The organism is Nostoc sp. (assembly GCF_036918245.1).
Classification (GTDB): domain Bacteria; phylum Cyanobacteriota; class Cyanobacteriia; order Cyanobacteriales; family Nostocaceae; genus Nostoc.
Window position 1 is genome coordinate 1 of sequence record NZ_JBALEF010000109.1, and the last position, 25512, is coordinate 25512.

Below are 25512 nucleotides of genomic sequence, written 5' to 3' on the forward strand. Positions count from 1 at the left end.
CCATTGCATCGACTAACAATGCCATTGCATCGACTAACAATGCCATTGCATCGACTAACAATGCCATTGCATCGACTAACAATGCCATTGCATCGACTAACAATGCCATTGCATCGGCTTGTAAAAATTAACCTTACGTTACCTAGCAACTCTAAAAGACTTGTGTATACACGGTAGCGTAGAGAAGCGGGGCGTAAGCTCATTACGAATTAGGATGATTTGCTCTCAAAAAGAGAATCGGTTCTGCCAAATTATTATTTTTTAATAAAGCATCGGCATACTGCACAGGATTAGATTCTGCAAAGTAGATTCGTTGTGCGGCATGGTATCGCTGACGATACAGACGAACTGCGTTTTCCCAAGACCCAAGCCGTGCTACATCCCTGTCTACCCCACGCTGCTCGGCTACCTCAAAATCTGTATCTATATAGATACGATAGTCAAAGTAAGAGACAATCTCTGGTCGTAGCAGAAAACTGGCAGCAAAAAGAAAAATGTCTCCAGGATGGGCTTTATTAAGTGCCTCTTCCACTGGAGCATCTGTTTCCAAGTCGAACCCACGTGTCTGGTAGATTAAATTACCCCCAGGCCCGAGTGGTTCAAGCACAAGCTTTTTGAGGAGCGGATAGTTGTAGGCATCAAAATAGTAGCCTTCAGCCGACTCACGACCTCGGCGATGGCGCAGATCGCGTGGGTTATGGAAATCATCTACTGCAATGTGAACAGAACTTCTTCCACGTCTGGTTAGTATCTGCGCTAGCTCCTGTGCCAAAGTGGATTTGCCACTAGCAGTAATGCCTGTCACCGCTACTTGCAGAACACGAGAAGGCAGAGCCTCAGCACGCTCGATTAAAGTATCCGCTATTGTTTCCAAAACAGTAGCACGTGTATCACCCATGCATCGCTCCTCTGCCCAAGTATGGAACTTGCTTTACTACCAATGAAACTTCATACTTCACAGAGATTATCTAGCTGGTATTTTATTTTTACGCGAGTCCCTATTACGCAGTCACCGCTTGACGTCGGTTGTACTCAGAAGCATCTCCTTTGATAGCCTCACTTTGTTTACCATCGATGCCAACTGGGAGATCGCCGACAATTGTGACACGTTGAACGTGGCGGGGCTGGTCGCCGTAATCTGCGATCGCATAATGTTGAGTAGCCCGATTATCCCAAAAGGCTACGTCACCAACTTGCCAACGCCACCGGACTGTGTTTTCAGGACGTGTGATGTATGCTTGCAACAGCCGCAGAATGTCATCTGATTCAGTTGTTGATAAGCCACGGAACTGGCGCACAAATCCGCCGATGAATAGCCCTTGCTCCCCAGATTCGGGATGGATGCGTACAACTGGGTGCAGAGTCTCGTATACAGTCGAAGTGAAGACAGCCCGATAAGCCTTGGCATCTTCAGGTAAGTCAAATGCAGTAGCATAGTCGAATTTGTTGCTGTGTACTGCCCAAAGTTGGTCTGCGAGATTACGCAGATGGGTAGGTAAATCTTGGTATGCAGTTACAGAGTTTGCCCAGATTGTATCGCCACCAGTCGGGGGAATGTCAAGCGCTCGTAAGATAGAGCCGAGAGGAGGACGGTCTACAAATGTTACATCAGTATGCCAGCTATTGGCGCGGGAAGTGGTACGCCCATAATTCAGGTCTAAGACTTCTGGATTTTCTGGCAGCGATGGTACGGTAGGGTGGGCTGTAGTGAGTTCACCGAAGCGACGAGCGAAAGCAACCTGTCCATCAGCATCGAGTTGTTGCTGACCACGGAAAAAGATCACTTTGTATTTGACTAGAGTCTTGCGAATATCGCTGATGATGTCATCGCTGAGGTTAGAACTCAGATTAACACCAATGATTTCAGCACCGATACGTCCTGCAACTGGTTTGATATCAAAGTATTGAGAACCCATGTTTTTATCTCCAAGAAGTTTATGTTTTTACAAGAGTAGAGACGCGATTCATCGCGTCTGATTCATCGCGTTTCTACTGTTAAACACCAGGGGTAGATCCGCCATCAACGATAATCTCTGTTCCTGTAATCGATGCAGCAAGATCGGACACCAAAAATAGCGCCAGCGCGGCAATTTCTTCTGGCTGGGCGATTCTTTTTAAAGGAATACTTTGGATGTTTTGTGCCTTCACTTGCTCAACGGTGATGCCTTGTGCTTGGGCATTTTGCCGAGCTAAAGTCTCGGCACGCTCAGTAGCTGTAGCACCAGGGGAGATAGCGTTAATGCGAATCTTGTACTCAGCTAGCTCTTTAGAAATGCCCTTTGTGAAATTCAGCAAAGCAGCATTGCTTGTACCACCAGCTAGGAAGTTAGGACGAGGTGTCCGTCCTGCACCACCGACTATATTGACAATTCGCCCATCACCGTGACTTTTTTGATGGGGAACGACGGCTCTAACTAAGCGGATATAGCCCAATAATTTTAAGTTCCAAGCATCCAAAAATAAATCATCAGTGGATTCTAGGAAAGACCCAGCACGGGCTGATCCGGCATTGTTAATCAAAATATCAATCTGATTAAATTGGGCCAATGTTGTGGAGACAACTTTCTCAACATCCTCTGCTTTCGTTAAATCGGCGCTGATAGCAATAACTTTCGCGCCTGGGGTGGGTAAGGACTGGATGTCAGCTACAGCCTGATCTAAGCGTTCTTGATTGCGGGCTGCGATCGCTACATTCACACCCTCACTATAAAGTGCTTTGGCAGTAGCTAAACCAATGCCCGCACTTCCTCCTGTAACGATCGCTGTTTTACCTGATAGTTTTAGTTCTAAGCTCATACAAACATTACCCTCAAAAATGTAATTTACTTGCGAACCAATAATATTGCTGATTGAGAGCCTGTATTGTGGATATCCAAGATGGCTTGATTTTCCCCAGAAGTGCAGCCCAGAAGTATTTTGATTTCTGTATCCCGTTTTTCCAAGTCAACACTACAAATGACGGCAGTGACTTTTTTACTAGATAAACTACCTATCCAGACATCAATATTGGCTCCATCTCCAGAGCGAGTGTTTTCCAAGTATCCATAGTCCAACGGATAAACAAAGGATGGATAACGTGGATGTGATGTCCCTTTTGGGCGATCTATCTTGAGATTACTAATGGCTACAAGCTGATCTAGTTTGAACCAGAAGTCCGTACTATCCCTCATGCCATCTGCCATTGCTCAATTGGAAATGTGCAACACAGCTTTGCCAGGAAAACGCCTATCGAGTAGTTGTTGGGCTACATCAGCTATTTGTGTCCAAGAAGCTTCTAAATCAATGTGAGGATGTAACTCACCTGCTTCTACTAGACTCAAAAGCCGTTTTAGACCGACTGCTGCTGATTCAAATCTCAATTCATCAAATAGACGTAAACCATACAGGCTCACGCTACCAGTCCCAAAAAATTGAGCCGCGTTGAATGTCACTTCAGCTCCCCCAGATACTCCATACAGCACAGTTTTTCCATCCTGTGCCAGTAAGCCAAGGGCTACCCCCAAAGTCTTACCACCTACTGACTCTACAATTAGATCGTAGGGCCCATACTCGCTAGCGGGTGAAAGGTCTTCGCCAATCACCACCGATTGCGCCCCTGCTTCTCTAACTAGAGTTTCATAGCCAGCTTGACGAATATGTGCTACAACTTGCGCTCCTGACAGTTGCGCCAATTGGATAGCGAAGTAACCAACGCCTCCTGATGCACCTGTAACCAGAACTGTCCGACCCAAAAGTGAACCACCTTTTAACACTGCATGGTATGCAGTTAAACCCGCTACAGGCAGCGTGGCCGCTTGAGCAAAAGATACCGATGGCGGCACTACCGCTAAGGCGTCAGTAGGAACAGACACGAGTTCTGCCCAAGCACCAGCACGGCGCAAGCCAACTACACGCGCCCCAAGGGGAGGCCCCGAACCATCGGCAGCGGGGATTTCCACTACACCTGCTAAGTCCCAACCAGGCTGCCAACCAGCCTCAGCAGTGGTTGAACGTTTTATCTCTCCCCGATTGAGGGAAATTGCTGCTACCCGCACTAGAGCTTCATCTGGGGCAGGTTTTGGTGCAGTCACTTCACTCAGTGCCAAACGCCCTGGCACATTGGGATCAACAATCACAGCACGTATTTTGCTCATAAGGTTGCCCTAGCTTAGAGATTAATTTCTAGTTCGTTGGTTCGCAATGTTATACCTGCAATAAATAATCTCGATAGATTAGCTATTTATTCTTAACTGCAAATCCTTGCAACTAGGTTAACAAAATTTAATAAACAACGGCACCTTGATATAATTACAGTATTTTGGGTTCGTAATAAAGAAAGTTATCACAAACAGCCAGAATAATCAAGCACCTGTGAAAATATTTGTTTCATCTATTGCTGCATTGTCAGCTAGTCGCATCAACCTTCTAGCTTACTCTCTGACCAGCCTTCTGTCGGGCATCTATGGATTTTGCTATGCAGTATGGTAAAATTTTAAATTAATAACTTTTATCTTTTTTATCTGATAAAAATCAAGCTTTATTCCCGAATAATTATTTTAACAATTACTGCATTATTATTTATTAATATGCTAGCAAAAAGTCAGCAATATTTATGATCAAATATCCTATTGAAAATATCTAAAATTAGCACTTTGGTAGTAAAAATTCCAGGATACTCGATTGAGTCTGTAATTTCTCAACTGCGGGACTATTTGCAACAACAGGTGGGTGTGATGATTCCGTTAATTGTCACGGCAGGTATTTGCGATCGCACCGACATTGATCGCATGTTGGCAAAAGATATCATTTGTATAGACTTTAGTCTAGTTCCCGGTGCAAAACTGTTGAACGAATTAGATATAAAACTTTGTTAATAACCAATAGTTCTGTGTTTAAACTATATTTTTATAGCAAAGTAAAATATTAAAAATTTGCTCGTTTTTTGGGGAAAATAATATTTCAGTAAACTAAGTTTTTGGGATGTTAAAAAATTTAAAATTTAGCAGGAATATTTATTTTTGAGAGTGCCTCGACTAATAATAGTTAAATTATGAGCAATAATTCCCCAGCCAACCCAACGAGAGAATCCCAATTCTCCCCAATATAAAAAGTCACTGTACACGATGATCCGGAATTGTTTAGCCCATATTTGGGCTGTAATGGTTGATTAGAAACTTCTTGCTTCTAGTCTTGCCTGAAGGGGGATAGAAACAATAAATTCAGCCCCTCGTCCTAAAACTGATACACATTCCAACTGTCCTCGATGCTTATTAGTCACAATCTGGTAACTAATAGATAACCCTAAACCAGTGCCTTTCCCAACAGGTTTTGTGGTAAAAAAGGGCGTGAACAGTTGCGATCGCACATTTTCACCGATACCAGAACCGTTGTCAGCAATGCGAATGACGGCGACATCGCCTTCAATAGTAGTACGAATTGTAATGATACTTGGCTGACGTGCGATATCGGCATAAGTCCGGTGTTCGTTAAATTCCTCTAAAGAGTCGATCGCATTTGCCAGTAGGTTCATAAATACCTGATTGAGTTGGCCAGGGTAACACTCTACAGGTGGCAGGTTGCCGTACTCCTGTATTACCTGAATTCCGGGAGAGTCTGGTTGTGGTTTGAGCCGATTTTGCAAAATCATTAGGGTACTATCAATGCCCTCATGGATATTAACGGCTTTAACTTCAGCTTCGTCTAGGCGGGAAAAGTTTCGTAAAGATAATACAATTTGACGAATACGATCAGTTCCCACTTGCATTGAAGCCAACAGCTTAGGTAAGTCTTCCATCAAAAAATCTAAGTCAACTGCATCTATTTCATTCTGAACTTTAGGCGGTAAATTCTGGTTTTGCTGCTGATAAAGTTGTATTATACTCATCAAGTCTTTGACATAATTATTTACGTAAGTAAGGTTGCCGTAGATAAAGCTGACTGGGTTATTAATTTCGTGAGCAACGCCTGCTACCAACTGCCCCAGGCTAGACATTTTTTCGCTTTGCACCATCTGGGACTGGGTGAGCTTCAATTCATCGAGCGTGTGTTCTAGCTGTTTTGCTTTCTCACGCGCTTGTGTTTCCGAAATCTCTAACTCTTGGGAGTATATGTGCAAATTTGTGTAGAGCCGAGCATTTTCTATAGAGATGGAAACTTGCGAAGTTAATAAGTTTAGTACCTCTAATCGCTCTGCGGTAAAGGCTCCGGTGGTGAGGTTATTTTCCAGGTAAAGAACTCCAGTTAGCTTACCCTGGTGAGCAAAAGGCGAACACAAAACTGATTTAGGTTGATTGGCAATAATATAGTTGTCACTCACAAAACGCTCTGTGTGACTAGCATCGTCTAAAACCAAATTTTCTTTTGTTCTTTCAACATAGTTAATCAGTAAAACTGGCAATTTATGCTTTACTTGCACCAGACTGGACGATCGCACTGTTACTTGATCTCGATCAATACTTCCTTCAGCTTCAATCACCCACTGGTTCTCCCGTTTTACAAGTAAATAACCCATTTGGGCCCCAGCATTCTCGATCGCGATCGTCATCATTTTCTCTAGCAGCCGACTTAGCTCCATCTCACTTGAGAGTGCTTGGGACGCTTTAATCGCTGTGCTAATATCTAGAGTTTGGGTTTTGGCTTCAAAAATATCCCGAATCTGCTTTGTAGCCGTACCCTGCCCAGTTACCTCCCCGACTGTATCTGTAAAAAGTTGAGAATATTGTTCGTCCAGTTGCCGGACTTTACCCGTAGCTTCCCACTTCAGATAGCGATAACGGGCTTCTTTAAAATAAACTTTGGCAAAGTTTTGCCTATCCTTGTCCAGGTAAAATCTAAATGCGAGTTCGTTTGCTAAGGCTTCATTTTGTAAATAACCATTTTCGGCAGCAGAAGCGATCGCCTTGTCGTACAGTTCCATTGCCTGATAATCTTGTTGATGAATCCGAGCCACTTCTGCTTGAATCAGTAGGAACTTGTGTTGGTAATTGGTTGGGCAGTGCATTGCCCATTGCTGGAATTTTTCTAAGTTGGCATTTAGTTTATCCAGATAAATGACTTGAGTTGCGGTATCTGCCTCTGCATAAGCCCCTGCTAAGGCAATACTTTTGTGAAAATAGAAAACAGGATTAATAAAAATTCCTCGCGCTCCCCCAACAAATTTTTCGGCATTCTCTGCATATTCAACAGCTTTGGTATAGTCTCCATACCAGTTACAAAGCGCAAGTTTATAGATGTAAACTACAAATGCACTCAACATATCCGAAGATGCCAATGCAAATTCTAGCACTTGCTGTTCATCTGCCCAATCTCCAACAAGCTGGTCAATCTTTCCTGCTGGCTTAGTTAGGTTAGCGATCGCTTCCATAGCCAGCAGATGGTAGTTCAACATATTTTTGTCAATCTTGCGGAGGCTAGGAATAAAATCTTCGGCTATTTCTGCGGTTTTTTCTAAAGATTCATTTCCAAATAATGATTGCCACAAAAAATTAACTGAACAATAACCAGACCACTGGTAAGAACCTGTTTCTAAACCACTATTAAATCCCTTCAATAAATAAGGTTTACTCTCGCTAATATGGTCTTTGTAGTGACAAACTAAACCGCCCCACATATTTAAAATATTTGCTTCTAATTCTTTCGTTCTTAAAACTTCATGCAACCGCAAAGATAGCTCACCAAACTCATAACCAGAATCTACCTCACCATATTGAAACACCAAATTAAAAGCATAAAGCATATAACCAAATACAGAAATTGGTGAGTTGCCATACTGAACTGAAAGTTGAGTTATATTCATTGATGTGATATGCAACGCTTTAGATCCTAAAAAGTAGGCAATGGGCCAGACTTCTTTTAAGATACGTTGAGCCATTAACTTCTCTTCGTCTTGCATTTTTGGTAGTTCTGCGAGACTAAAAGTTGAGCGATCGCCAATAATTTTTTTTGTTTGATTAAGTTTTGCCAACAAATATGCATCATCGGGATAAGCTGTAAACTTTAAGCCTAAAAGTTCTAAGGTGTTTAACCCAATTTTATATGCGGAGTTCAAGTCATTCTCCATCCGATAACACATAATCCGATATTCATTCACTCGACACATATCAAGAGTAGTTTTAACTTGGCTGAAAGTCTGCTCAAAAATCAGCAAAGCTTCTTCATATTTACCATTTAAAAACTCTGCTTCTCCAGATTGTAAATATAAAGTTAAGGTAAGTAAATAATTATCTTGCCAGCTATTTTCCGGTAGATAACTCATCCCTGTCTCTAGCAATTTGAGTGCAGTGACAAACGCCGAAGATGATTTTGCCCGTTGACCTGCTTTCAGATTTAATTCTGCCAGTTCATATCTTTCTGCTGGTTCCACAATCAATGAACTACCAGCATTGAGATGGTTGACAATATCAAAAAGATGTTCTTCTAACTGGGCTTTTTCAGTATTATGTAATAGTAATTTTCCCACCTTCAGGTGTACTTGTTGTTGCTGGTCGGTTGGAATTAAAGAATAGGCAGCTTGCTGAACGCGATCGTGCAAAAACTTATAGTCAACTTCTACAGCAGTATTGCAGTATATTGCCAATTCCGACTGATTCAACAACTGAGGAATTTTGTAAGTATCGCTTAAGGGAAGAATTAATCCCGCTCGCAAAGCTTCCCATAAATCAATTGCTGTTGCTGATGGAGATTTTTCGTTTACTACAGCTAGAATTTCTAAATTAAAACGGTTGCCAACACAAGCAGCTAATTGTAAAACTTGCTGCGTCGGTTCTGACAGCCTCTGAATTTTATTCACCATTAAATCGACAACATTATCGGTAATGGCTTGTGACTGAATTTTGTTGAGATCCCACTTCCAGAAACCCGAACGATAATCAAATGTCAAGAGATTATCTTGATGAAGTACTTTTAGTAACTGAGTTAAGAAAAAGGGATTACCTTGGGTTTTTTGAAACAGCAAATCGGCTAAAGGTTCTGCCTGAGATGATTCACAATTGAACGTGTCAGTAACCAGTTGAGTAATATGAGGTGTTGCTAATGGCTTCAAAAGCAACTCTTCAACGGTTGCCCCAAATGCTTGAATTGTCTCTAGCATTAGCATCAGCGGATGGGTGGGACTAACTTCGTTATCTCGATAAGCCCCAATCAGCAAGAGATACTGACTTTCTGGGTCAGTCATCAGATTCTCGACCAGGTTCACAGAGGCAGCATCTGCCCATTGGAGGTCATCTAAAAACAGTACTAAGGGATGGAGAGCAGCAGTAAAGGCATGGATAAATTGCTTAAACACCCGATTAAAACGGTTTTGAGACTCAGCAACCCCCAACTGCGGTACAGGCGCTTGCTGCCCAATAATCAGTTCTACTTCCGGGATGACATCAATAATAACTTGACCGTTAGCTCCCAATGCTCGTAGTAATTTATTTTTCCAAACCTCAACTCTGGCTTGACTTTCAGCTAACAGTTGTCGCATCAATTCTCGAAATGCCTGAATTAAAGAAGCATAAGGAATATCTCGCTTAAGTTGGTCAAATTTGCCACCGATAAAGTAACCTCGTTGCCGCACAATCGGTTTGTGAACTTCGTTAACTAGTGAGGATTTGCCGATACCAGAATATCCTCCTACCAACACAACTTCGCTAGAACCAAGGCTAACTTTTTCAAAGGCAGCCATTAAAGCCGCCACTTCTATTTCCCGACCGTAAAGTTTTTGAGCTATTTGGAATTGATGCGAAAAATCTTGCTGACCTAAATTAAAAAGGTCAATGCTGCCTTTTGTTTGCAGTTGTATCGCTGCTTGCTCTAGGTCAGCCTTTAACCCGTAAGCACTCTGGTAGCGGTCTTCAGCAGTTTTGCTCAGAAGTTTCATTGCGATCGCAGAGATTGCCAGTGGTACTTTAGGATTAATCTCGTGCGGAGCTACTGGGATTTTCGCAATGTGACAATGCACCAACTCCATTGGGTCTTGGGCATTTTGGAAGGGGAGCTGACCTGTCAGCATTTCGTAGAAAATTACACCTAATGAGTAAAAATCTGTACGATAATCTAAGGTTCGGTTGATGCGTCCAGTTTGCTCAGGCGACATATAAGCCAGCGTTCCTTCTAGGAGGTTGAGGCTACTGATTTCTGGGCTTTCTTTTGATAACAGCGAAGCGATGCTGAAGTCAATCAGTTTTATTTTTTCGGTATTGGGGTTATAAAGAATGTTTTCGGGCTTAAGATCCTTATGGATAATGTGGTGGGTATGTAACTCTCCCAAAGTTTCAGTAATTTGTTCGGCAATGTTAAGAAATTTTGTAAGTTCAACTCCTGTAGTAGATATCTGATGTTTTAAGGTTTCTCCACCAAAGTCTTCTAAAACCAGTGCTAGACCATTATTGTAGCCGTTGTCATAATTGATTAATTCATGGGCTTTAATTACACCTGCAATATTCAGGTTTTGGATAATTTCGTATTCGTGTTTGAGTTGAGCAATCTCTTTGATAGTGGGATACTCTGCTTTAAGCAGTTTGATCACAACTGAGCATTCCTTAGCCTTGGAGTATGCTCGATAAATTACTGTGGCAGCAGCCTCATAAATTAAACTTCTAATACTATAGTCAGGGATGTGAGCAATTAATTTAAACATTAATACTTGTCTGAATGTTGTTTTCTAATAAATTTTCGTGGTTCCTATGATAGTTCCCAGAATTCAAGTCAAGTTAACTCTTCAAATGCTAATTAAGGAAAAATTAGCGAGGCTGATCTTTCCCAGCACGCAATGACTATAAACTTTTTCATACAGTGTGTGCAGATCGTTTTTCTACGTACCCTCTCCCAATTTGGGAGAGGGGAGCATAATTCTCCAGTTCCCCGAATCCCATGTTGGGATTCGGGGTTAGGGGATGAGGGCAACTCTAGAACGCTTTCTCTTACCTAACTTTTACCTGAAGTTGACACCTATGGGCACTGCCGTGCCCCTACACCCCACGATATAATTTTGTACCGCATCTGAATGGGAACCGCTATATGCCTTATTCAGAACGCATAATTAATTTCACCAGCAGATGTCTAATAAATAGCTAACGAACCGTTCCCCGCAGGGCTTCAGTATCAATTGGTTTGATGAGGTAAATTAACAGCAGATTCCAAACAATTACTGCAATCAAAGGTAGTTTGCGAATTAGCTTCACCAATTTCGGACTATAACTGCCTTCAATATCTGCAATTTTCAAGTTATAACCAGCACAGCGTTGCAGACGTGGGAAAAACTTGGGATGTTCGGTATTCAACATTACAGGAAAAGCCCGTCCTGCGGTTTCATTGGTGTTGCGGACAACTTGGATATCAAATTCTGTGGCATCAAGTCCCAATGATTTGTAGAACCCGGAACGTTCATGAACTGTCAGGGTGTGAGTAGCAAATACTGATAGCAAGAAAAAGCGACTCCACAGCCTAGATTTCCAGGTGTTCCAGAGTTGCGGTTGAGAACGCAATAATGCTTTGAATATGTCCCCGTGGCGGTTTTCGTCCTGACACCAGCTCTCAAAGTAGCGGAATATGGGGTAGAACTGGTTTTCCGGGTGCTTTTCTAGATGCCTGAAAATAATAATGTAACGCCAGTAGCCGATTTTTTCTGAGAGGTAAACGGTGTAAAGTACCCATTCAATCGGGAAAAATGTATAAGTGCGGGTTTTAGTAACAGTGCCTAAATCAAGGGAGAGTTTAAAATCAGCCATTGCTTTGTTGAGAAATCCGGCGTGGCGGGCTTCATCACGCGCCATCATTTGAAATATTTCCGCTAGCACTGGACTGCGATTTTTTAGCTTGCGGGATAATTCCTTGAATAGCAAGAAGCCGGAAAACTCAGAAATGCAAGAGCGTTCCAAATACTCTATAAACGCCTGCCTTGCTTCACCATTAATGTGTTCCCAAGACTGCTCAAACGCTTCATCCCGAACAAAATGGTGGCGGTTGTAGTCTGTCCGCATTTCTGTCAACATCGCCTGCAACTCCGTTTCCTGGGCAGACAAATCCAGCTTGGCTGCGGTTTCAAAATCTGTAGTGTAAAACCGCGGGGTGAGTACAGTTTCTTTGCTGGGAGTTTTAATTTCTGGCTTCGGTAAGGTGTTAACCATGAGTAATGAGGCGATCAAATCAATAGTTCTATAACTATCAAGTTATGACAAATGCAATTATTTTGCTAGACCTCTTTACAATCCTTCAGTAAACTCGGCAGGAAGGGATTTCCAATAAATAAATTATCCATCTTGTGGATTGGGCATTTGACTGAGCGCTCACGCCGAAGTTTTGCTGCCCTGAATATGGGACGGGTGGAGCGATCGCAGCAATTCATGTAGAATTTACAGGATGAGATTTGCACATTTGAGCAAGTTGATGGAAAAGCACGCTTTCAACAAGCCACTGGAGCAAACAGAAGGCAAAGAAAGACGTAACCGCGTGATTCCAGAAGGGCGGGTGTTTAAAGAGGGTGTGAATTTTTCCGCAGTTTGGGGGAATAGCCTATCAGCTTTTAATCATCGCGAGCGCACCGTTGGACATTTAGCTAGGGCGTGAGGTACTCCTAACCATTTATCCTATCTAAATTCTTGCCCTCTGACTTGAAAGTATGGATAACAGGGCGTTGAGCCAGTGCTGAGTCCAAATACCAATCCCCAGTCATTCTTTCATCCAAGGCTTTTGAAACTTGTTTTATACTGTCTTCTTCACCGCAGTAATTCCTCAACTTGATGTTGGCTCCACAAAGTTCTGTATAAACCCTGTTGTTTTAAAAGTTCTAAGTGATTTCCGATCTGCATAATTTTTCCCTTGTCCATCACAAAAATTCGGTCAGCAGCCGCCGCCGCTGATAATTGGTGCGTAATAAAAATTACTGTTTTACGTTCAATACCACTGGAGAGATTTTTGAGGATTTGCGTGGCTGTTTGATTATCCACACTAGAGAGAGCGTCATCCAAAATTAACACTGGAGCATTGACCAACATTGCTCGAGCCAAAGCAGTACGTTGCCGTTGACCGCCAGAAAGATTAATACCGCGTTCGCCAACAATAGTTTCATATTGCTGGGGAAAATTGTGAATTTCTGATTCAATTTGGGCAAGTTTAGCGACAGATTCTACCTGCTGTTGTTCGCTAACTGGATCGCCGTAGCGAATATTATTTTTGATTGTAGTGCTAAATAGAAAGCTATCTTGAGGAACGTAGGCGATCGCACCTCGTAAATCTGTCAAAGCGATCTTAGTAATATCTAGCCCATCTAAAAACAATTGTCCTGATTCAATATCCAACAAGCGCGGTAAAGCATTGGCCAAAGTAGATTTCCCCGAACCAATTGCCCCAACAATCGCTACAGTTTCTCCAGGAGCAATGGTAAAGTTAACATTTGCTAAAGCTGGAGTAGTGGAACCAGGGTAATTGTAGGTGAGATTTTTAGCTGTCAGTTCGCCTTTAAGTTCAGCCACTGGTAGATGTATGGCATCGGCTGTGTCTTGAATTTTTGGTGTGACAGAGAGAATAGATTCAAGCCTATCGATACTAACTTCACCGCGTTGGTAGGCAGTAATTGTGAATCCTAAAAGGGCAGTGGGGAAAACTAGACGCTCTACATAAATTAACAGTGCTAAAAAATCGCCAACCTGAAGCGTCCCAGCAGACATCCGTGCCGATCCTAGCCAGATGATTACCAGTGAACTGATGTTAGCTAGCCCACCAATTAGCGGAAACAGTGTATTGCGGATTTTTGCCAATTCCAGGTTAGCAGTCAATAGCTGCTGATTTTTCTTGGCAAAAGCTCGGCGCTCGTTTGCTTCTTGGGCATAGATTTTAATTAAGGCAATACCACTAATATCCTCCTGGATGAGTTCGCTGATGTCAGAGAGTTGTTCTTGGACTTTTGCTTGTTGTTTGCGTAAGCGATCGCTAAACAGACTCACCAATAAGAGCATAAAAGGGTAGACTGCTAAGGCGGCTAGGGTGAGATCCACACTAATTGCCAGCATTACTGGCAGTGTCAGGGCATAGGCAAACACCGTATTTGCCAAACTCAAGACCGCAAAACCCAATAACCGCTTGATATTGTCCACATCACTAGTAGCCCGACTAATCAAATCGCCAGCAGTATTACTGGCAAAATAAGCAGGCTCCAGCTTCAGTAAGTGTTCAAAAATCCGTTGTTTCAGGTCAAATTCCACCTGACGTCCCACCCCAAATAGCCAAATGCGTGATGCCATCCGCATTAGCCACATCGCCGAACTGAGCAAGACAATAACTACTACATAATGTAGTATTTGGTTCCATCTGAAGGTTGTCGAGAGTTTGTCAACACCAGCACGAATCAACCAAGGGATATAAACACCCAGTGCATTGACAGACAACAAAGCGAGAATGCCCAAGGAGGCTTCCCGCCAATGGGGTCGTAGGTAAGCACTGAGTTTAGCGATTCGTCGAGATTTTGCCATTAAAGCAATTTTGCAACTTTATCATCTAGATTAACTGCTAGTCCCAGAAGGCAGCTATGCAGAGGAAATATCGCTTGTTATAAATTCAGCTTTTATTACCTCTTTTAACTGGATAGTCATTGCCGTTCGGTACTAGTAGTCCACCACAGCAACTTTAATGAAGAAATAAGTTCGTAGTCAGGACTTTAATCCTTGGATTGAGCGCTTGAGCGCTTACTACGAACCCAGTAAAGTTCTCTTACCTGATTACCGCTGAACACGCAAGAACCTGTAAACTTCAATGAGATAACTTTCCCAAGTTCTTGTTGTCAATTGCAACGTTTCCGAATTTGGTACAAAGTCTTCAAGTCGTAAACCGCGTGTGCGAATATCTTGAGGACTTCCTTGTAATAAATAGGGAGGCACTCTCAAATTATAAGAAAGAATGCTATCCCCCGTTACATCTGAGATGTTCGCTGTGGTGGGTTGCCCTAATGCCACCAATGTCTCAGATGTTGGTGTAGCAGTTGCGACAGATGTTTCACCCGTCATTGCTAGTGGCGCTCTATAAAGGAAATAAGCGACTGCTGGTGTACTTGCTAACAGCAAAATAGTCAGTGCCCAACCGATCAAGTATCCTCCTGGTTTCTCTATCCCACCTCCTTTGATTTTCTGAGCGGCAATAATCATCAGTAAAACAGAGGCTCCTAGAGGCTTGAGTGGAAAAGATAGCATCCTCCACAACGACGCCACAGCAGGTTCATTGGGGTTAAGAAATGATAGGGCTACGATTACCAAGATAACGACTAAGATTAATCGCCCGACAAAACTTCCAGAGGGATAAAATCGCTGGAACAGAGAATAGACGATAGTGCCAATCAGCAGCCACAGCAGTACCCGGCTTAATAATAGAAACATAGACTAACTCTCAAATTTTCTGGTGCAGTGAGCCAGTGTGGTGGTAAGGCAGTCCGTTTTGATCGGGGTTGCCCCCAGAAAAGACTGCCATGCATGGTTTCCCTGCATAAAACAACTGGGGACTTCTTACTGATAGCGACGTTAGAAGCGTCACTCGTAAGGCTCAACCTAGAGGTTTCGGGAAATGGATTTATTTTATTGTCAAATTGTAATCGTACTGTTTGACTTAAAATTTCTCAAACCTCACACCCAAAGACTACCGTCGTAGTGATTTTAGTGCAATTTTTTGACACTGCGTTTATTATTTATAATTTTCCAGAAGAGTAATCTGGCACCGATAAACTAAATTAATTAAGTAATCGACTCAAAAGGAAAAACTATGTCGCCTGGAAAGCCTACTATTCTGGTAACGGGAGGAGCTGGATATATTGGTTCCCATACAGTGCTTGCTTTGAAGAAAGCGGGTTATAGCGTTGTCATACTTGATAATCTGGTCTATGGACATCGCGATCTAGTAGAAAAGGTTTTACAGGTAGAACTGATAATTGGGGACACAAGCGATCGCACCTTGCTGGATCATGTATTTAAAACCCACGATATTGCTGCGGTGATGCATTTTTCTGCTTATGCCTACGTAGGAGAATCTGTTACTGATCCGGCCAAATATTACCGCAATAACGTCCTTGGTACTTTGACCCTGTTAGAAGCGATGCTGACAGCATCTGTAAAGAAATTTGTCTTTTCTTCTACCTGTGCCACCTACGGGGTACCGCAATTCGTGCCGATTCCAGAAACCCATCCCCAAAATCCGATTAATCCTTATGGGGCTACAAAGCTAATGGTAGAAAGGATTCTCTCTGATTTTGATGTCGCTTATGGTTTACAATCAGTGCGTTTTCGCTATTTCAATGCTGCTGGTGCTAATCCCAATGGCTTACTGGGCGAGGATCACAACCCAGAAACCCATTTAATTCCTTTGGTGCTAATGACAGCTTTAGGCAAACGAGAATCCATCTCAATTTTCGGCACTGATTACCCCACGCCCGATGGTACGTGTATTCGCGATTATATTCACGTTAATGACTTAGCAGATGCCCATATTTTGGGATTGGAATATTTATTAAAAGGTGGCGATAGCGAAGTTTTTAATTTGAGCAATGCCAGCGGTTTCTCCGTCAGAGAAGTCATTGCCGCAGTCGAAGAGGTGACAGGGATTTCGATACCAGTAGAAGAACGCGATCGCCGTCCTGGCGATCCCCCAATTCTCATTGGCACCAGCGATAAAGCCAGAACAATCTTAGGCTGGCAACCTCAGTATCCATCCATCAAAGATATTGTCGCTGACGCCTGGCAGTGGCATCAAAAGCGACATAAGTAAGGGCATGGAGCATGGGGCATTGGGCATTGGGCATTGGTTATTTCCTTCCCCTGTCTCCCCTGCCTCCCCTGCCTTCCCTGCTTCTTCCCTACTCCCCACCCCTCCTCATACTTTGCATGACGACAACTAAGATGCCAATAAATCCGAGAATTGGCAGTGCGATCGCCCAAGTTGGTAATTGTTGAGATTGACCCTCTACTAAATCACCATTGACATCTCGCAGGTTTCGTGTATTTTGTGTAGACCCGCCTCCTGCCACAGTCACTTCAAATTTGAATTCAAAGGGTTTGAATCTTGCCCCAGAGACAGGTTTTCCATTTAGTTGCAACTCATAAAGACCTGGTTTGGGAAAGACAACTTCTGCACCTGGGATGCCTTGATAACGTTCGGCTGCTACAGGTTCTAACTGTGGTTCTAACAGCGGTGGCTCTCCGGCTGCATAAGGTTCGGCATAAACAGCCAACTGACAATTACACTGTGACAGAGGAATCACTTTTCCACCTCTGCGGGTAAGTGCAAACCAGGCTTGGCTTGGTTCTCCAGCACGGGGATTATCATTTGGTTCAATGTGGAGAGTGCCGCCAACATCTGAGGCTACTTCCACCTTATGAGCAAAAGCAGGGTAAAGATTAGTTATTGATATAACTAAGCAACTGAGGAATAATAAATACTTTATTGTTCCTTGATTCTTCCAGAAAATGTCTTTGAGGGGGTAATGCCTCTGTTTTTGACTCCTGGGAATGGAACCTGAAAATAAGGATGATTTACCGCGATTTGGTTGGGGGAACATAAAACTTTTCTACGGCTAACTTTGACCAAAAAAAGCGCGAACGCACTAGCAAGATACTGAGAGTAACAATTACCATCAGTACTGCCGCTAATTTATTTCCCCAAGTTGATTGCAAGGAACCCAGGTAATGGGAACCAATCAACACAGTATGAATGGCACTCAAGAGCAAGGCTGGCACACCCAATAGATGAATCTGTCGCCAACGCTTGCCCAAAGATTTTTGCAACGATTCCCAACTTGTAAAAGCGGCGGGGGACATTAATACCAATGCTACAGCACCCGCAGCCATCCCCCACTGAAATTCTGGCGGCAGAAAAGAAAAGGCGGCAAAATTCCATTGCAATGAGTGTTCTATCATGTGGAAGGTGTGAACCACAGAAAGCACAAAAGATCCCACACCCAAGCCGCGACGGTAACGCAGTGGTGAAGCCCACAAGCCACTAATCGGACGCGCAATTAACGCCAAAATTAAGCAGATTAACGCCGCGTGTCCAGTGTAATCTACCATTGTGTCACCAGTCCGCAGCAAGGTGATCACGCCAATGGTGAGTGTTACCCAACCGCCTAATCGAAACAAGTGACTGCGCCTGTCTTTACTTACCAATGATGTGGAAACGCCTACACCTAGCATCGTGGGCAAGGTTCCCAAGCCAAAAGCCAGCATAGTAGCTGTACTCATCCATAAATTGCCAGTTTCAGCGGCTTTAATTTGGGCAGCATACAGGAAACCACAGGGCATTAAACCCCAAGTCATCCCCAAAAGCATTGGCGTCCACCATTTGGTTTTTAAGGAAAGTTTAACCATTCCTGTGCTGAGGCGATCGTGTAAACTACCTTGCAATAGGGGATGTAACACGGGAATACGCGGTAGTAAATCAGGTTTTACTTGTCCTAAGCCAAACCAAATCAACATCACACCAGTCAGAATTGCCATCCAGCGCCGGAAGTCGCTGCCAACACCCGCTAGCTGTCCACCTTGCAGCAATACCGAACCTAGCGCCCCAATGCCAGCACCGACTAGAGCATAGCTCAACATCCGCCCCAGGTTTAGCAGGATATGAAATTTTAATTGCTGTTGCCAAGTATCGGGTTTTTCTAAGGTTAATGTCCGTCCTAAGGAGACTGTTTGTGGACTTTTTGGCTGATGAGACAGAGAAAATGCCACTGTTAGCGGACCACACATCCCAAAGCAATGTCCAAAACTCCCCAGGAACCCCAGGATTGCGATCAGCAACAAATCTACCATAAAAAAAGTTCCGAGATTCTGAGTTATGAGTCCTGAGTGTCCGAATAAAGATGTTGAAGAAGTAATAAGAAATTTTTTTTTCTTCTTTACTCAGTACTCAACACTCCTCTAGTGCGGAACTGTAAGTGAAGTTGCGATCGCTGTCAAAAGACAAAGCGTCAAACTTGATGTTTACTTGAGGGAATTAGTTCTTTTGTACTGGTATAAGATATAAAGGTATTAATCATAAGTAAATACCTGCCTTTAATTAATAATCGTCGAATGGCTACAGTTTTTTTCTCTTATTCACATCGAGATCAAATCCTGCGCGATGAGATGGAAATTCATCTTGCTATGCTAAAAAGGCAAGGCTTCATTGAGACGTGGCATGATCGGCGAATAACTGCTGGTGAGGAATTCGATAAGGCAATAAGCAAAAACTTGGAAGAAGCAGACATCATTCTTTTATTAGTCAGTTCAGATTTTCTAGCTTCCAATTATTGTTATGACATTGAGATGCAACGTGCGATGGAAAAGCATGAGAAAGGATAATCCTACATTATACCAGTCATCCTGCGTCCATGCGATTGGCGCAGTGCACCATTTGGCAAGCTCTTGGTCATGCCAACTGATGGCAAGCCTATCACAAAATTCCCCGAAAAAGATGATGCTTTTCTTGAAGTAGTCAACGCTGTAAAACGGACAATTACTCGCTTACAACTTCGTCAGGATTCCACGCCACCAAGCAAAAGTTACGGTTCTGCTGTCAAACCACAAATTTTGGATATACCAAGATCGAGCAATTTCCGTATTCGCAAAACATTCTCGGATCGAGACAGGGATCAATTTGTAGAGGAATCGTTTGAATACATATCCAACTTTTTTGAGAATTCACTTGCTGAACTATCCAACCGAAATCCAGAAGTTGATACACATTTCAAGCGTATAGATGCAAATCATTTTTCGGCTATTGTCTACATTAGGGGAAAGAAAGCTACTGAATGTCGAATTTGGACAGGAGGAAGTAGCCGTCTTTTTAGAAGCGACATTGCATATTCCTCGAATGCTTCAGGAAGTGATAATAGTATTAATGAATCCATGTCTATAGTTGATGATGGATATGCTCTTTTTCTGCAACCTTTGGGAATGGCTTTCTTTGCAAGCCAACAGAATGTGAAGAAATTATGGTCTCAACAAGGGGCTGCTGAGTATTTTTGGGATATCTTGCTAAGACCATTGCAACAAGGCTCAACATGAATGTTCTGTCATAAAGGTCAATCTGTAAAAAACTCTTGTAAAAATAATTTCTAGTGAATTAGGGAGTTTACCAAAAGCTGACTGAGCAAGATGCCAAACAAATAAGCCAAAAGCTTATGGAACAGAGAATTTTAACGCCTGTTTGGAGTAAGCATAGGATAATACTTATCCTATAGGAATCATATTTTATTTCTGAAAAAAACTACAAGATAATACGTATAAATATCTCTGTCTAACAGCGAACAATGATAAAGCAGTATCTACAAGCTGCGATCGCTTCTCTACGGGATCAATCCCCTATCGCTTCTGTTAGAACCAAAAAATAATACTGCCCGTGGCAAATTTAGATGCGGTCGCTTTGGTTAAAGGGACTTAAACATTTTGAGGGATAAACAGTTACCAGAGAGGATAGTTTGGCAAGACTGGTTAAACAATACAAGAATGAATTTCACCCTTTGATTAAGCTGGTGCAATGGCTCTAGAGTTGATACTGACTCTAGATTTTTACCATTGCTTGCAAATTTCTCCAACTTATAAATTTTCCCGATTTTTGGTATTTTTAGCCTTTCCAGGTGGATCAAAAAGTTTAGCACACATCGGGTTAAGCATTGATTTGAAGCACGATTTTGCCCTGGACATGACCGCCCTGACTCAATTCCTGAGCTTGACGGGCTTCAGATAAAGAAAAGGTCTGAGCAAGAACCGTCTTAAGCTGCCCGGAATCGAGTAAACTAGCAATTTCCTCTAGCAGCGAGGCCGAGGGTTTCATATTCATCATCTCTGCACGGATACCTCGTTCTTGAGCTTTTTCAACATTGGGGGGAGCGGCGGTTGCAACCAGAATGCCACCTGGCTTTAGCACTGAATAAGAACGTGCTTGCGTGTCGCCACCTAACGTATCTAGAACTACATCGACATTCTCAACAACTTCTTCAAAGGGTGTTGCTTTGTAGTCAATCGCTTGATCTGCACCCAGAGACCGGACAAATTCTGCATTCGTGGCTGAGGCAGTTCCAATGACGTGCGCTCCTTTCCATTTAGCAAACTGTACCGCGAATATGCCAACTCCACCCGATGCCGCATGAATCAGGACGGTTTGACCAGGCTTGAGATCAGCATGATCAAACAACCCTTGATAGGCGGTCATTGCTACCATTGGCACCGATGCCGCTTGCACAAAATCCAGCGTCTCCGGCTTGAGGGCGATCGCATCTTGTGGAGCCGTAGCGAACTGGGCATAAGCTCCCATTCGCAGTTCACCATAAACGGCTTGACCAACTTGGAATGCTTTGACATCAGTGCCGATCGCTTCCACAATGCCTGCAATATCCATTCCAGGCGTGAACGGCAAAGGCATTGGAAAAATCTCTTTCATGTAGCCTGACCGGATTTTCCAATCGAGCGGATTGACTCCAGCCGCCTGAACCCGAATTAGCTAGGACTTACGCAAAAATCGCCCAAAAGCTTAATTTGTCGAACCGCCAAGACGCCAAGAACGCCAAGAATTCGTAGAGTATGCGTAAGTCCTATTAGCACTTCATTCGGTTGTGGTTCGGGTTGCGCTATAGTTTCCAGTGTCAGCGCGTCTGACTTCTCATAGTTATGAACGCGAATTGCTTGCATTATCTTATTTACCTCAATTGCTATAGGACTGATATTTGATTGCGTGAAAAAAACTCAGTACACCTTTATTCCTTCTTCCCAGTCCCCATTACCCCTTATCCCCAGAGGGGGCCCCACCTTCCCCAGTCTCTACAAGTAATTCATCTGAACTTTGATTACAAAAAAGATCGCGGGTATTACTTCGTTGATACCGAAGCAGGTTGTTTAACAAGCGATCGCACAGCCTCGACAATAGAAGAAGCGTCAATTTTTGCTGCATGAAGTAGCTCTTCTGGAGTCCCAGACCCAGGCAGATACCGTACTGCCAGTTTGATTAGGTTTAGTGGCAATCCCCCAGAGGTAGGAGCAGCATCTGTACCCACAAAAGCATCGAGGACAGCAGATCCCAGTCCACCCTCGCCCCAATGGTCTTCGACTACAACGAGTTTACCCTGAGTATCACGGGCAGCCTGATGCAGAGTTGTAGCATCAATTGGTTTGACTGAGTAAGCATCGATAACGCGTACCGTAATCCCTTCCTGCTTGAGGTGCTGATATGCTTTAATTGCTTCATGTAGCGTAATACCTGCTGCAATCACTGCTGCTTGATCCTGCTCAGAACTATAGATGACCTTGCTGCCACCAATTGAAAAATCCTCCTCAGCTTCATAGAGAACAGGTGTGCTTTCACGGGTTGTGCGTAGGTAGACAATACCATCACAATCGACCATTTGGGCGACAAGTTGAGCGGTTTGATTGGCATCACTAGGGTAAAGCACAGTGCTGCCGCACACTGCTCTCAAAGAAGCTAAGTCTTCTAGTGCCATTTGTGAAGGGCCATCCTCACCAATTGAAATTCCCGCATGAGAACCAACAAGTTTAATATTGGCGCGAGAAATGGCAGCCATCCGCACAAAATCAGAAGCGCGACTTAAGAATGCCGCAAAAGTAGAAGCAAAAGGCTTATACTGCCGCACTTGTAACCCCACTGCTGCGGCAACCAATTGCTGCTCGGCAATGTACATCTCAAAATAGCGCTCAGGATAAGCTTTGGCAAATTCTTCGGCGTAGGTGGAGTTGCTCACCTCACCATCTAAGGCAACTACATCTGGTCGAGACGCTCCGAGAGCTTTTAAGGTATCCCCATAAGCTTTACGGGTTGCCACTTTTTCTCCCAATTGATAGCTAGGAAGTTGAAGAGTTTGAAATTGTCCAATTGCAGTTTTTTGGATTTGTAAATTAGGTTTGGAAACGGCAATAGTGAGCTGACGTTCACCACCTAGTTCTTCGATCGCTGCCTTTGCTTGGTCAGGTTTCAAGGCTTTTCCATGCCAACCGCCAACATCTTCTAAATCTGCAACACCCTTGCCCTTCTTTGTCCGAGCCACAATCAGTGTCGGACAGTTGGGGTTATCGATAGCTGCTGTGTATGCTTCGTCAATTTCTTCTAGGTTGTGACCGTCGATTTCAATTGCCTTCCAGCCGAAAGCAAGAGCGCGATCGCAGTATGCTTGGGTGTTCCAGCCTAACATTGTTTCACCTCGCTGTCCCAAACGGTTGACATCGAGGATGGCAATCATATTTGCCAGTTTGTAGTGACTAGCGTGTTCAAAGGCTTCCCAAATAGAACCTTCCGCCATTTCACTATCCCCTAACAAAACCCAGGTGTGGTAAGGCAGCTTGTCTAAATACTCTCCAGCTAAAGCAATACCAACAGCGATCGGCAGTCCTTGTCCCAATGAACCCGTTGCCACATCTACCCAAGGTAATGCTGGGGTTGGATGCCCTTCTAGGCGACTACCAAACTTGCGAAGGGACATCAATTCGTTATCATCAATTACTCCCGCCGCTCGATAAATTGAGTACAACAGCGGTGATGCGTGTCCTTTTGAGAAGATCAGGTGATCATTGTCAGGGGAGTGCGGATTGCTGAAGTCGTAACGCAGATGCTTGGCAAGTAGCACTGCCATCAGGTCGGCAGCTGACATTGAGGAGGTGGGATGACCAGATTCGGCTGCGGTGGTGGCACGAATACTATCAATCCGCAGTTGTTGTGCCAATTCATGCCATGCTTGCAATTGTTCAAGGGTAGCCATGATCGCTCTCTTCCATGTATAGGAACTAAGGACAGCACTCACATCCTAGTCAACAAGAACAATTGTTTACTCTAACAAATGACAGAGTTAACAGGCAGAAATTTATCAACTATCAAGCTCTATGTTTAGGTACTTGCAAAGAAAAATATCTTTTCCCTACTTGCTGCCGATTTTTCAACTAGAGCCTTTGCCATCAATGATTAATACTACCGAACTTAAAATAAGCGATTGCGAAGTGCATTCAAAGCCTGATTATTACTCAAGCATTTTGATAAAAAATAATACAAAATAATCTTTTTTCAGATATTTTATGTTTTTATTTCTTAATAATTACCACTAGCGATCGCTACATTGATAATGTTGTACCGAAAGCCAATTAACAAGTTACAAAAATTCATCCAAAAACAAAGTTATCTGCATATAGGGGTTTTTCTGGCAACTCTCTTGAGCATTATATTGTTCAGTTGGGTAGCACTCTCGCAGCAACCAGTTACCCTGAATATATTAATGACTGCTCCTGATGCCGAACCTTGGAGGCAGGGTTTGATTAGAGACTTCGAGGCTGAGAACCCTGGTATTCGCATTAACTTAGTTGAAGGCCCCAATGCCACAAATTTGCTCGAAGACCTGTATACCTCATCTTTTATCTTGGGTGAATCCCCTTACGACCTGATCAATATGGATGTGATCTGGACATCCAAGTTTGCTGCTGCTGGATGGTTGCTACCCTTAGGCGATCGCATTTCTAAAAAAGAGTTGGCAGCATTTTCATCACAGGATGTAGAAGGGGGACGTTACCAAAACAAGCTGTACCGCATTCCAGTGCGTTCCGACGTGGGAATGCTCTACTACCGGGAAGATTTAATTAAACAAGCAGGGTTGAAACCGCCAGAAACCTTTGATGATTTGCTCCGAATTTCCCAAATTTTGCAGAAAAAAAACCAGGTAAATTGGGGCTATCTTTGGCAAGGTCGGCAATATGAAGGACTTGTGGCGATGTTTGCGGAAGTCCTCGATGGCTTTGGTGGCTTCTGGGTTAATCCCAAGACGCTCGAAGTTGGACTAGATCGACCAGAAACATTACGAGCCATTGAGTTTCTGCGTAGTACCGTTAAAGAAGGCGTTTCTCCTGCTGGAGTCACGACTTACCAGGAAGAAGATACCCGACGCTTGTTTCAAAGTGGTCAAGTAGCGTTTTTACGCAGTTGGCCCTATGCGTGGCCTTTAGCCCAGGCAGAAAATTCGCCAATCCGGGGCAAAATTGCGATTAAACCGATGGTTCATGCTCCTGGGAAGACGGGAGCGGCTTGTCTAGGGGGCTGGGGTTTAGGGATTGCAAAATCCTCTCAACATCCAGAAGAAGCTTGGAAAGCAATTCAGTATTTTACCAGTCGAGAAGCACAGCGCCGATTCATTTTCAGTGCAGGCTATGTGCCAAGTCGCCGGGATTTGTTTACAGACCCAGAGATTGTTGCTAAATACCCCCACTATCCGCAGTTATTGAAGGTCGTGGACAATGCAGTTTTACGTCCGCCGATCGCGCAATATCCTCAGACATCAGATATTTTGCAGCGTTATCTCAGCGCCGCCTTATCTGGTCGGATGAATCCTGAACGAGCAATGAAAGCTGCTGCTGCCGAAACACGCCGACTGCTGGGGGCAGGGGAGCAGGGGAAGTTAGAAGAAGTTAAAGCTTTGGCTTAAAGACTCGTTCATCCACCTCGGATACTCATTCATCCACCTTAAAGACTCATTAATGGAGTTCAAAGGCTCATTAATGGAGTTCAAAGGCTCATTAATGGAGTTCAAAGACTCATTAATGGAGTTCAAAGACTCAT

General features: G+C 43.5%; 20 protein-coding genes. 6 read left to right on the forward strand and 14 right to left on the reverse strand.

Annotated features, from left to right (window positions below):
* Positions 1–202: 202 nt before the first annotated feature.
* From V7L12_RS31665 to V7L12_RS31685, 5 genes are all read right to left on the reverse strand, one after another.
* Complete coding sequence (locus tag V7L12_RS31665; protein ID WP_335090496.1) at positions 203–898, reverse strand: hypothetical protein; 696 nt, start codon at positions 896–898, stop codon at positions 203–205.
* Positions 899–1001: 103 nt separating this feature from the next.
* On the reverse strand, positions 1002–1916 hold the full coding sequence (locus tag V7L12_RS31670; protein ID WP_335090498.1) for a TauD/TfdA dioxygenase family protein: 915 nt from the start codon (positions 1914–1916) through the stop codon (positions 1002–1004).
* 79 nt (positions 1917–1995) lie between these two features.
* Positions 1996–2796: an SDR family oxidoreductase gene (locus tag V7L12_RS31675; protein ID WP_335090500.1), complete on the reverse strand. Its 801-nt coding sequence runs from the start codon at positions 2794–2796 to the stop codon at positions 1996–1998.
* A 26-nt stretch (positions 2797–2822) separates the two neighbouring features.
* Positions 2823–3170, reverse strand: a complete 348-nt coding sequence (locus tag V7L12_RS31680) for a hypothetical protein (RefSeq protein ID WP_335090502.1) — start codon at positions 3168–3170, stop codon at positions 2823–2825.
* 15 nt (positions 3171–3185) lie between these two features.
* Positions 3186–4133 carry a zinc-binding dehydrogenase gene (locus tag V7L12_RS31685; RefSeq protein WP_335090504.1) on the reverse strand — a complete coding sequence of 316 codons (948 nt, stop codon included), beginning with the start codon at positions 4131–4133 and terminating at the stop codon, positions 3186–3188.
* A 474-nt stretch (positions 4134–4607) separates the two neighbouring features.
* Between V7L12_RS31685 and V7L12_RS31690 the strand changes: the two genes are divergently transcribed.
* Complete coding sequence (locus V7L12_RS31690; RefSeq protein WP_335090506.1) at positions 4608–4853, forward strand: hypothetical protein; 246 nt, start codon at positions 4608–4610, stop codon at positions 4851–4853.
* A 293-nt stretch (positions 4854–5146) separates the two neighbouring features.
* Here the strand turns inward: V7L12_RS31690 and V7L12_RS31695 are convergent, their stop codons facing one another.
* The gene (locus tag V7L12_RS31695; protein WP_335090508.1) at positions 5147–10600 is read right to left on the reverse strand and encodes a trifunctional serine/threonine-protein kinase/ATP-binding protein/sensor histidine kinase; all 5454 of its coding nucleotides are present in this window, start codon (positions 10598–10600) and stop codon (positions 5147–5149) included.
* A gap of 433 nt (positions 10601–11033) precedes the next feature.
* Positions 11034–12089, reverse strand: a complete 1056-nt coding sequence (gene acsF / locus V7L12_RS31700) for a magnesium-protoporphyrin IX monomethyl ester (oxidative) cyclase (protein ID WP_335090510.1) — start codon at positions 12087–12089, stop codon at positions 11034–11036.
* A 259-nt stretch (positions 12090–12348) separates the two neighbouring features.
* Between acsF and V7L12_RS31705 the strand changes: the two genes are divergently transcribed.
* A complete protein-coding gene (locus tag V7L12_RS31705; protein ID WP_335090511.1) occupies positions 12349–12528 on the forward strand; it encodes a hypothetical protein in 180 nt (59 codons plus the stop codon).
* A gap of 149 nt (positions 12529–12677) precedes the next feature.
* Here V7L12_RS31705 and V7L12_RS31710 read toward each other — a convergent pair whose 3' ends face one another.
* On the reverse strand, positions 12678–14429 hold the full coding sequence (locus V7L12_RS31710) for an ABC transporter ATP-binding protein (protein WP_334824748.1): 1752 nt from the start codon (positions 14427–14429) through the stop codon (positions 12678–12680).
* Between the two features lie 246 nt (positions 14430–14675).
* Positions 14676–15326, reverse strand: a complete 651-nt coding sequence (locus V7L12_RS31715) for a hypothetical protein (RefSeq protein ID WP_335090513.1) — start codon at positions 15324–15326, stop codon at positions 14676–14678.
* A 379-nt stretch (positions 15327–15705) separates the two neighbouring features.
* Here V7L12_RS31715 and galE point away from each other — a divergent pair, with 379 nt between their 5' ends.
* Complete coding sequence (gene galE / locus V7L12_RS31720; protein ID WP_335090515.1) at positions 15706–16704, forward strand: UDP-glucose 4-epimerase GalE; 999 nt, start codon at positions 15706–15708, stop codon at positions 16702–16704.
* A gap of 88 nt (positions 16705–16792) precedes the next feature.
* On the opposite strand, the gene V7L12_RS31725 is transcribed toward galE, so the two are convergent.
* Both V7L12_RS31725 and V7L12_RS31730 read right to left on the reverse strand, forming a co-directional pair.
* Entirely contained in the window at positions 16793–17494 is a 702-nt protein-coding gene (locus tag V7L12_RS31725; protein ID WP_335090517.1) for a hypothetical protein, read from the reverse strand.
* A complete protein-coding gene (locus V7L12_RS31730) occupies positions 17469–18740 on the reverse strand; it encodes an urease accessory protein UreH domain-containing protein (RefSeq protein WP_335090519.1) in 1272 nt (423 codons plus the stop codon). The genes V7L12_RS31725 and V7L12_RS31730 overlap by 26 nt, the downstream gene beginning before the upstream one ends.
* Positions 18741–19001: 261 nt before the next feature.
* On the opposite strand from V7L12_RS31730, the gene V7L12_RS31735 reads away from it, so the two are divergent.
* Positions 19002–19271 carry a toll/interleukin-1 receptor domain-containing protein gene (locus V7L12_RS31735; protein WP_335090521.1) on the forward strand — a complete coding sequence of 90 codons (270 nt, stop codon included), beginning with the start codon at positions 19002–19004 and terminating at the stop codon, positions 19269–19271.
* A 69-nt stretch (positions 19272–19340) separates the two neighbouring features.
* A complete protein-coding gene (locus V7L12_RS31740) occupies positions 19341–19976 on the forward strand; it encodes a hypothetical protein (RefSeq protein WP_335090523.1) in 636 nt (211 codons plus the stop codon).
* Positions 19977–20577: 601 nt separating this feature from the next.
* Here the strand turns inward: V7L12_RS31740 and V7L12_RS31745 are convergent.
* The 3 genes from V7L12_RS31745 to V7L12_RS31755 form a co-directional block, all read right to left on the reverse strand.
* Positions 20578–21351 carry an NADP-dependent oxidoreductase gene (locus V7L12_RS31745; RefSeq protein WP_335090524.1) on the reverse strand — a complete coding sequence of 258 codons (774 nt, stop codon included), beginning with the start codon at positions 21349–21351 and terminating at the stop codon, positions 20578–20580.
* 56 nt (positions 21352–21407) lie between these two features.
* Positions 21408–21599: a hypothetical protein gene (locus V7L12_RS31750; RefSeq protein WP_335090526.1), complete on the reverse strand. Its 192-nt coding sequence runs from the start codon at positions 21597–21599 to the stop codon at positions 21408–21410.
* A 176-nt stretch (positions 21600–21775) separates the two neighbouring features.
* Positions 21776–23674 (reverse strand): transketolase, encoded by a 1899-nt coding sequence (locus tag V7L12_RS31755; protein ID WP_335090527.1) that lies wholly within the window; start codon positions 23672–23674, stop codon positions 21776–21778.
* 357 nt (positions 23675–24031) lie between these two features.
* Here V7L12_RS31755 and V7L12_RS31760 point away from each other — a divergent pair, with 357 nt between their 5' ends.
* Positions 24032–25378, forward strand: coding sequence for an ABC transporter substrate-binding protein (locus tag V7L12_RS31760; RefSeq protein WP_335090528.1), 1347 nt, complete (start codon positions 24032–24034; stop codon positions 25376–25378).
* Positions 25379–25512 lie beyond the last annotated feature (134 nt).

What these genes read in the sequence shown, in the direction of transcription:
- V7L12_RS31665 (WP_335090496.1), bottom strand. Translation starts at nt 898, where the DNA reads ATGGGTGATACACGTGCTACTGTTTTGGAAACAATAGCGGATACTTTA.
- V7L12_RS31670 (WP_335090498.1), bottom strand. Translation starts at nt 1,916, where the DNA reads ATGGGTTCTCAATACTTTGATATCAAACCAGTTGCAGGACGTATCGGT.
- V7L12_RS31675 (WP_335090500.1), bottom strand. Translation starts at nt 2,796, where the DNA reads ATGAGCTTAGAACTAAAACTATCAGGTAAAACAGCGATCGTTACAGGA.
- V7L12_RS31680 (WP_335090502.1), bottom strand. Translation starts at nt 3,170, where the DNA reads ATGAGGGATAGTACGGACTTCTGGTTCAAACTAGATCAGCTTGTAGCC.
- V7L12_RS31685 (WP_335090504.1), bottom strand. Translation starts at nt 4,133, where the DNA reads ATGAGCAAAATACGTGCTGTGATTGTTGATCCCAATGTGCCAGGGCGT.
- V7L12_RS31695 (WP_335090508.1), bottom strand. Translation starts at nt 10,600, where the DNA reads ATGTTTAAATTAATTGCTCACATCCCTGACTATAGTATTAGAAGTTTA.
- acsF (WP_335090510.1), bottom strand. Translation starts at nt 12,089, where the DNA reads ATGGTTAACACCTTACCGAAGCCAGAAATTAAAACTCCCAGCAAAGAA.
- V7L12_RS31705 (WP_335090511.1), top strand. Translation starts at nt 12,349, where the DNA reads ATGGAAAAGCACGCTTTCAACAAGCCACTGGAGCAAACAGAAGGCAAA.
- V7L12_RS31710 (WP_334824748.1), bottom strand. Translation starts at nt 14,429, where the DNA reads ATGGCAAAATCTCGACGAATCGCTAAACTCAGTGCTTACCTACGACCC.
- V7L12_RS31715 (WP_335090513.1), bottom strand. Translation starts at nt 15,326, where the DNA reads ATGTTTCTATTATTAAGCCGGGTACTGCTGTGGCTGCTGATTGGCACT.
- galE (WP_335090515.1), top strand. Translation starts at nt 15,706, where the DNA reads ATGTCGCCTGGAAAGCCTACTATTCTGGTAACGGGAGGAGCTGGATAT.
- V7L12_RS31725 (WP_335090517.1), bottom strand. Translation starts at nt 17,494, where the DNA reads ATGTTCCCCCAACCAAATCGCGGTAAATCATCCTTATTTTCAGGTTCC.
- V7L12_RS31730 (WP_335090519.1), bottom strand. Translation starts at nt 18,740, where the DNA reads ATGGTAGATTTGTTGCTGATCGCAATCCTGGGGTTCCTGGGGAGTTTT.
- V7L12_RS31735 (WP_335090521.1), top strand. Translation starts at nt 19,002, where the DNA reads ATGGCTACAGTTTTTTTCTCTTATTCACATCGAGATCAAATCCTGCGC.
- V7L12_RS31740 (WP_335090523.1), top strand. Translation starts at nt 19,341, where the DNA reads ATGCCAACTGATGGCAAGCCTATCACAAAATTCCCCGAAAAAGATGAT.
- V7L12_RS31745 (WP_335090524.1), bottom strand. Translation starts at nt 21,351, where the DNA reads ATGAAAGAGATTTTTCCAATGCCTTTGCCGTTCACGCCTGGAATGGAT.
- V7L12_RS31750 (WP_335090526.1), bottom strand. Translation starts at nt 21,599, where the DNA reads ATGCAAGCAATTCGCGTTCATAACTATGAGAAGTCAGACGCGCTGACA.
- V7L12_RS31755 (WP_335090527.1), bottom strand. Translation starts at nt 23,674, where the DNA reads ATGGCTACCCTTGAACAATTGCAAGCATGGCATGAATTGGCACAACAA.
- V7L12_RS31760 (WP_335090528.1), top strand. Translation starts at nt 24,032, where the DNA reads ATGTTGTACCGAAAGCCAATTAACAAGTTACAAAAATTCATCCAAAAA.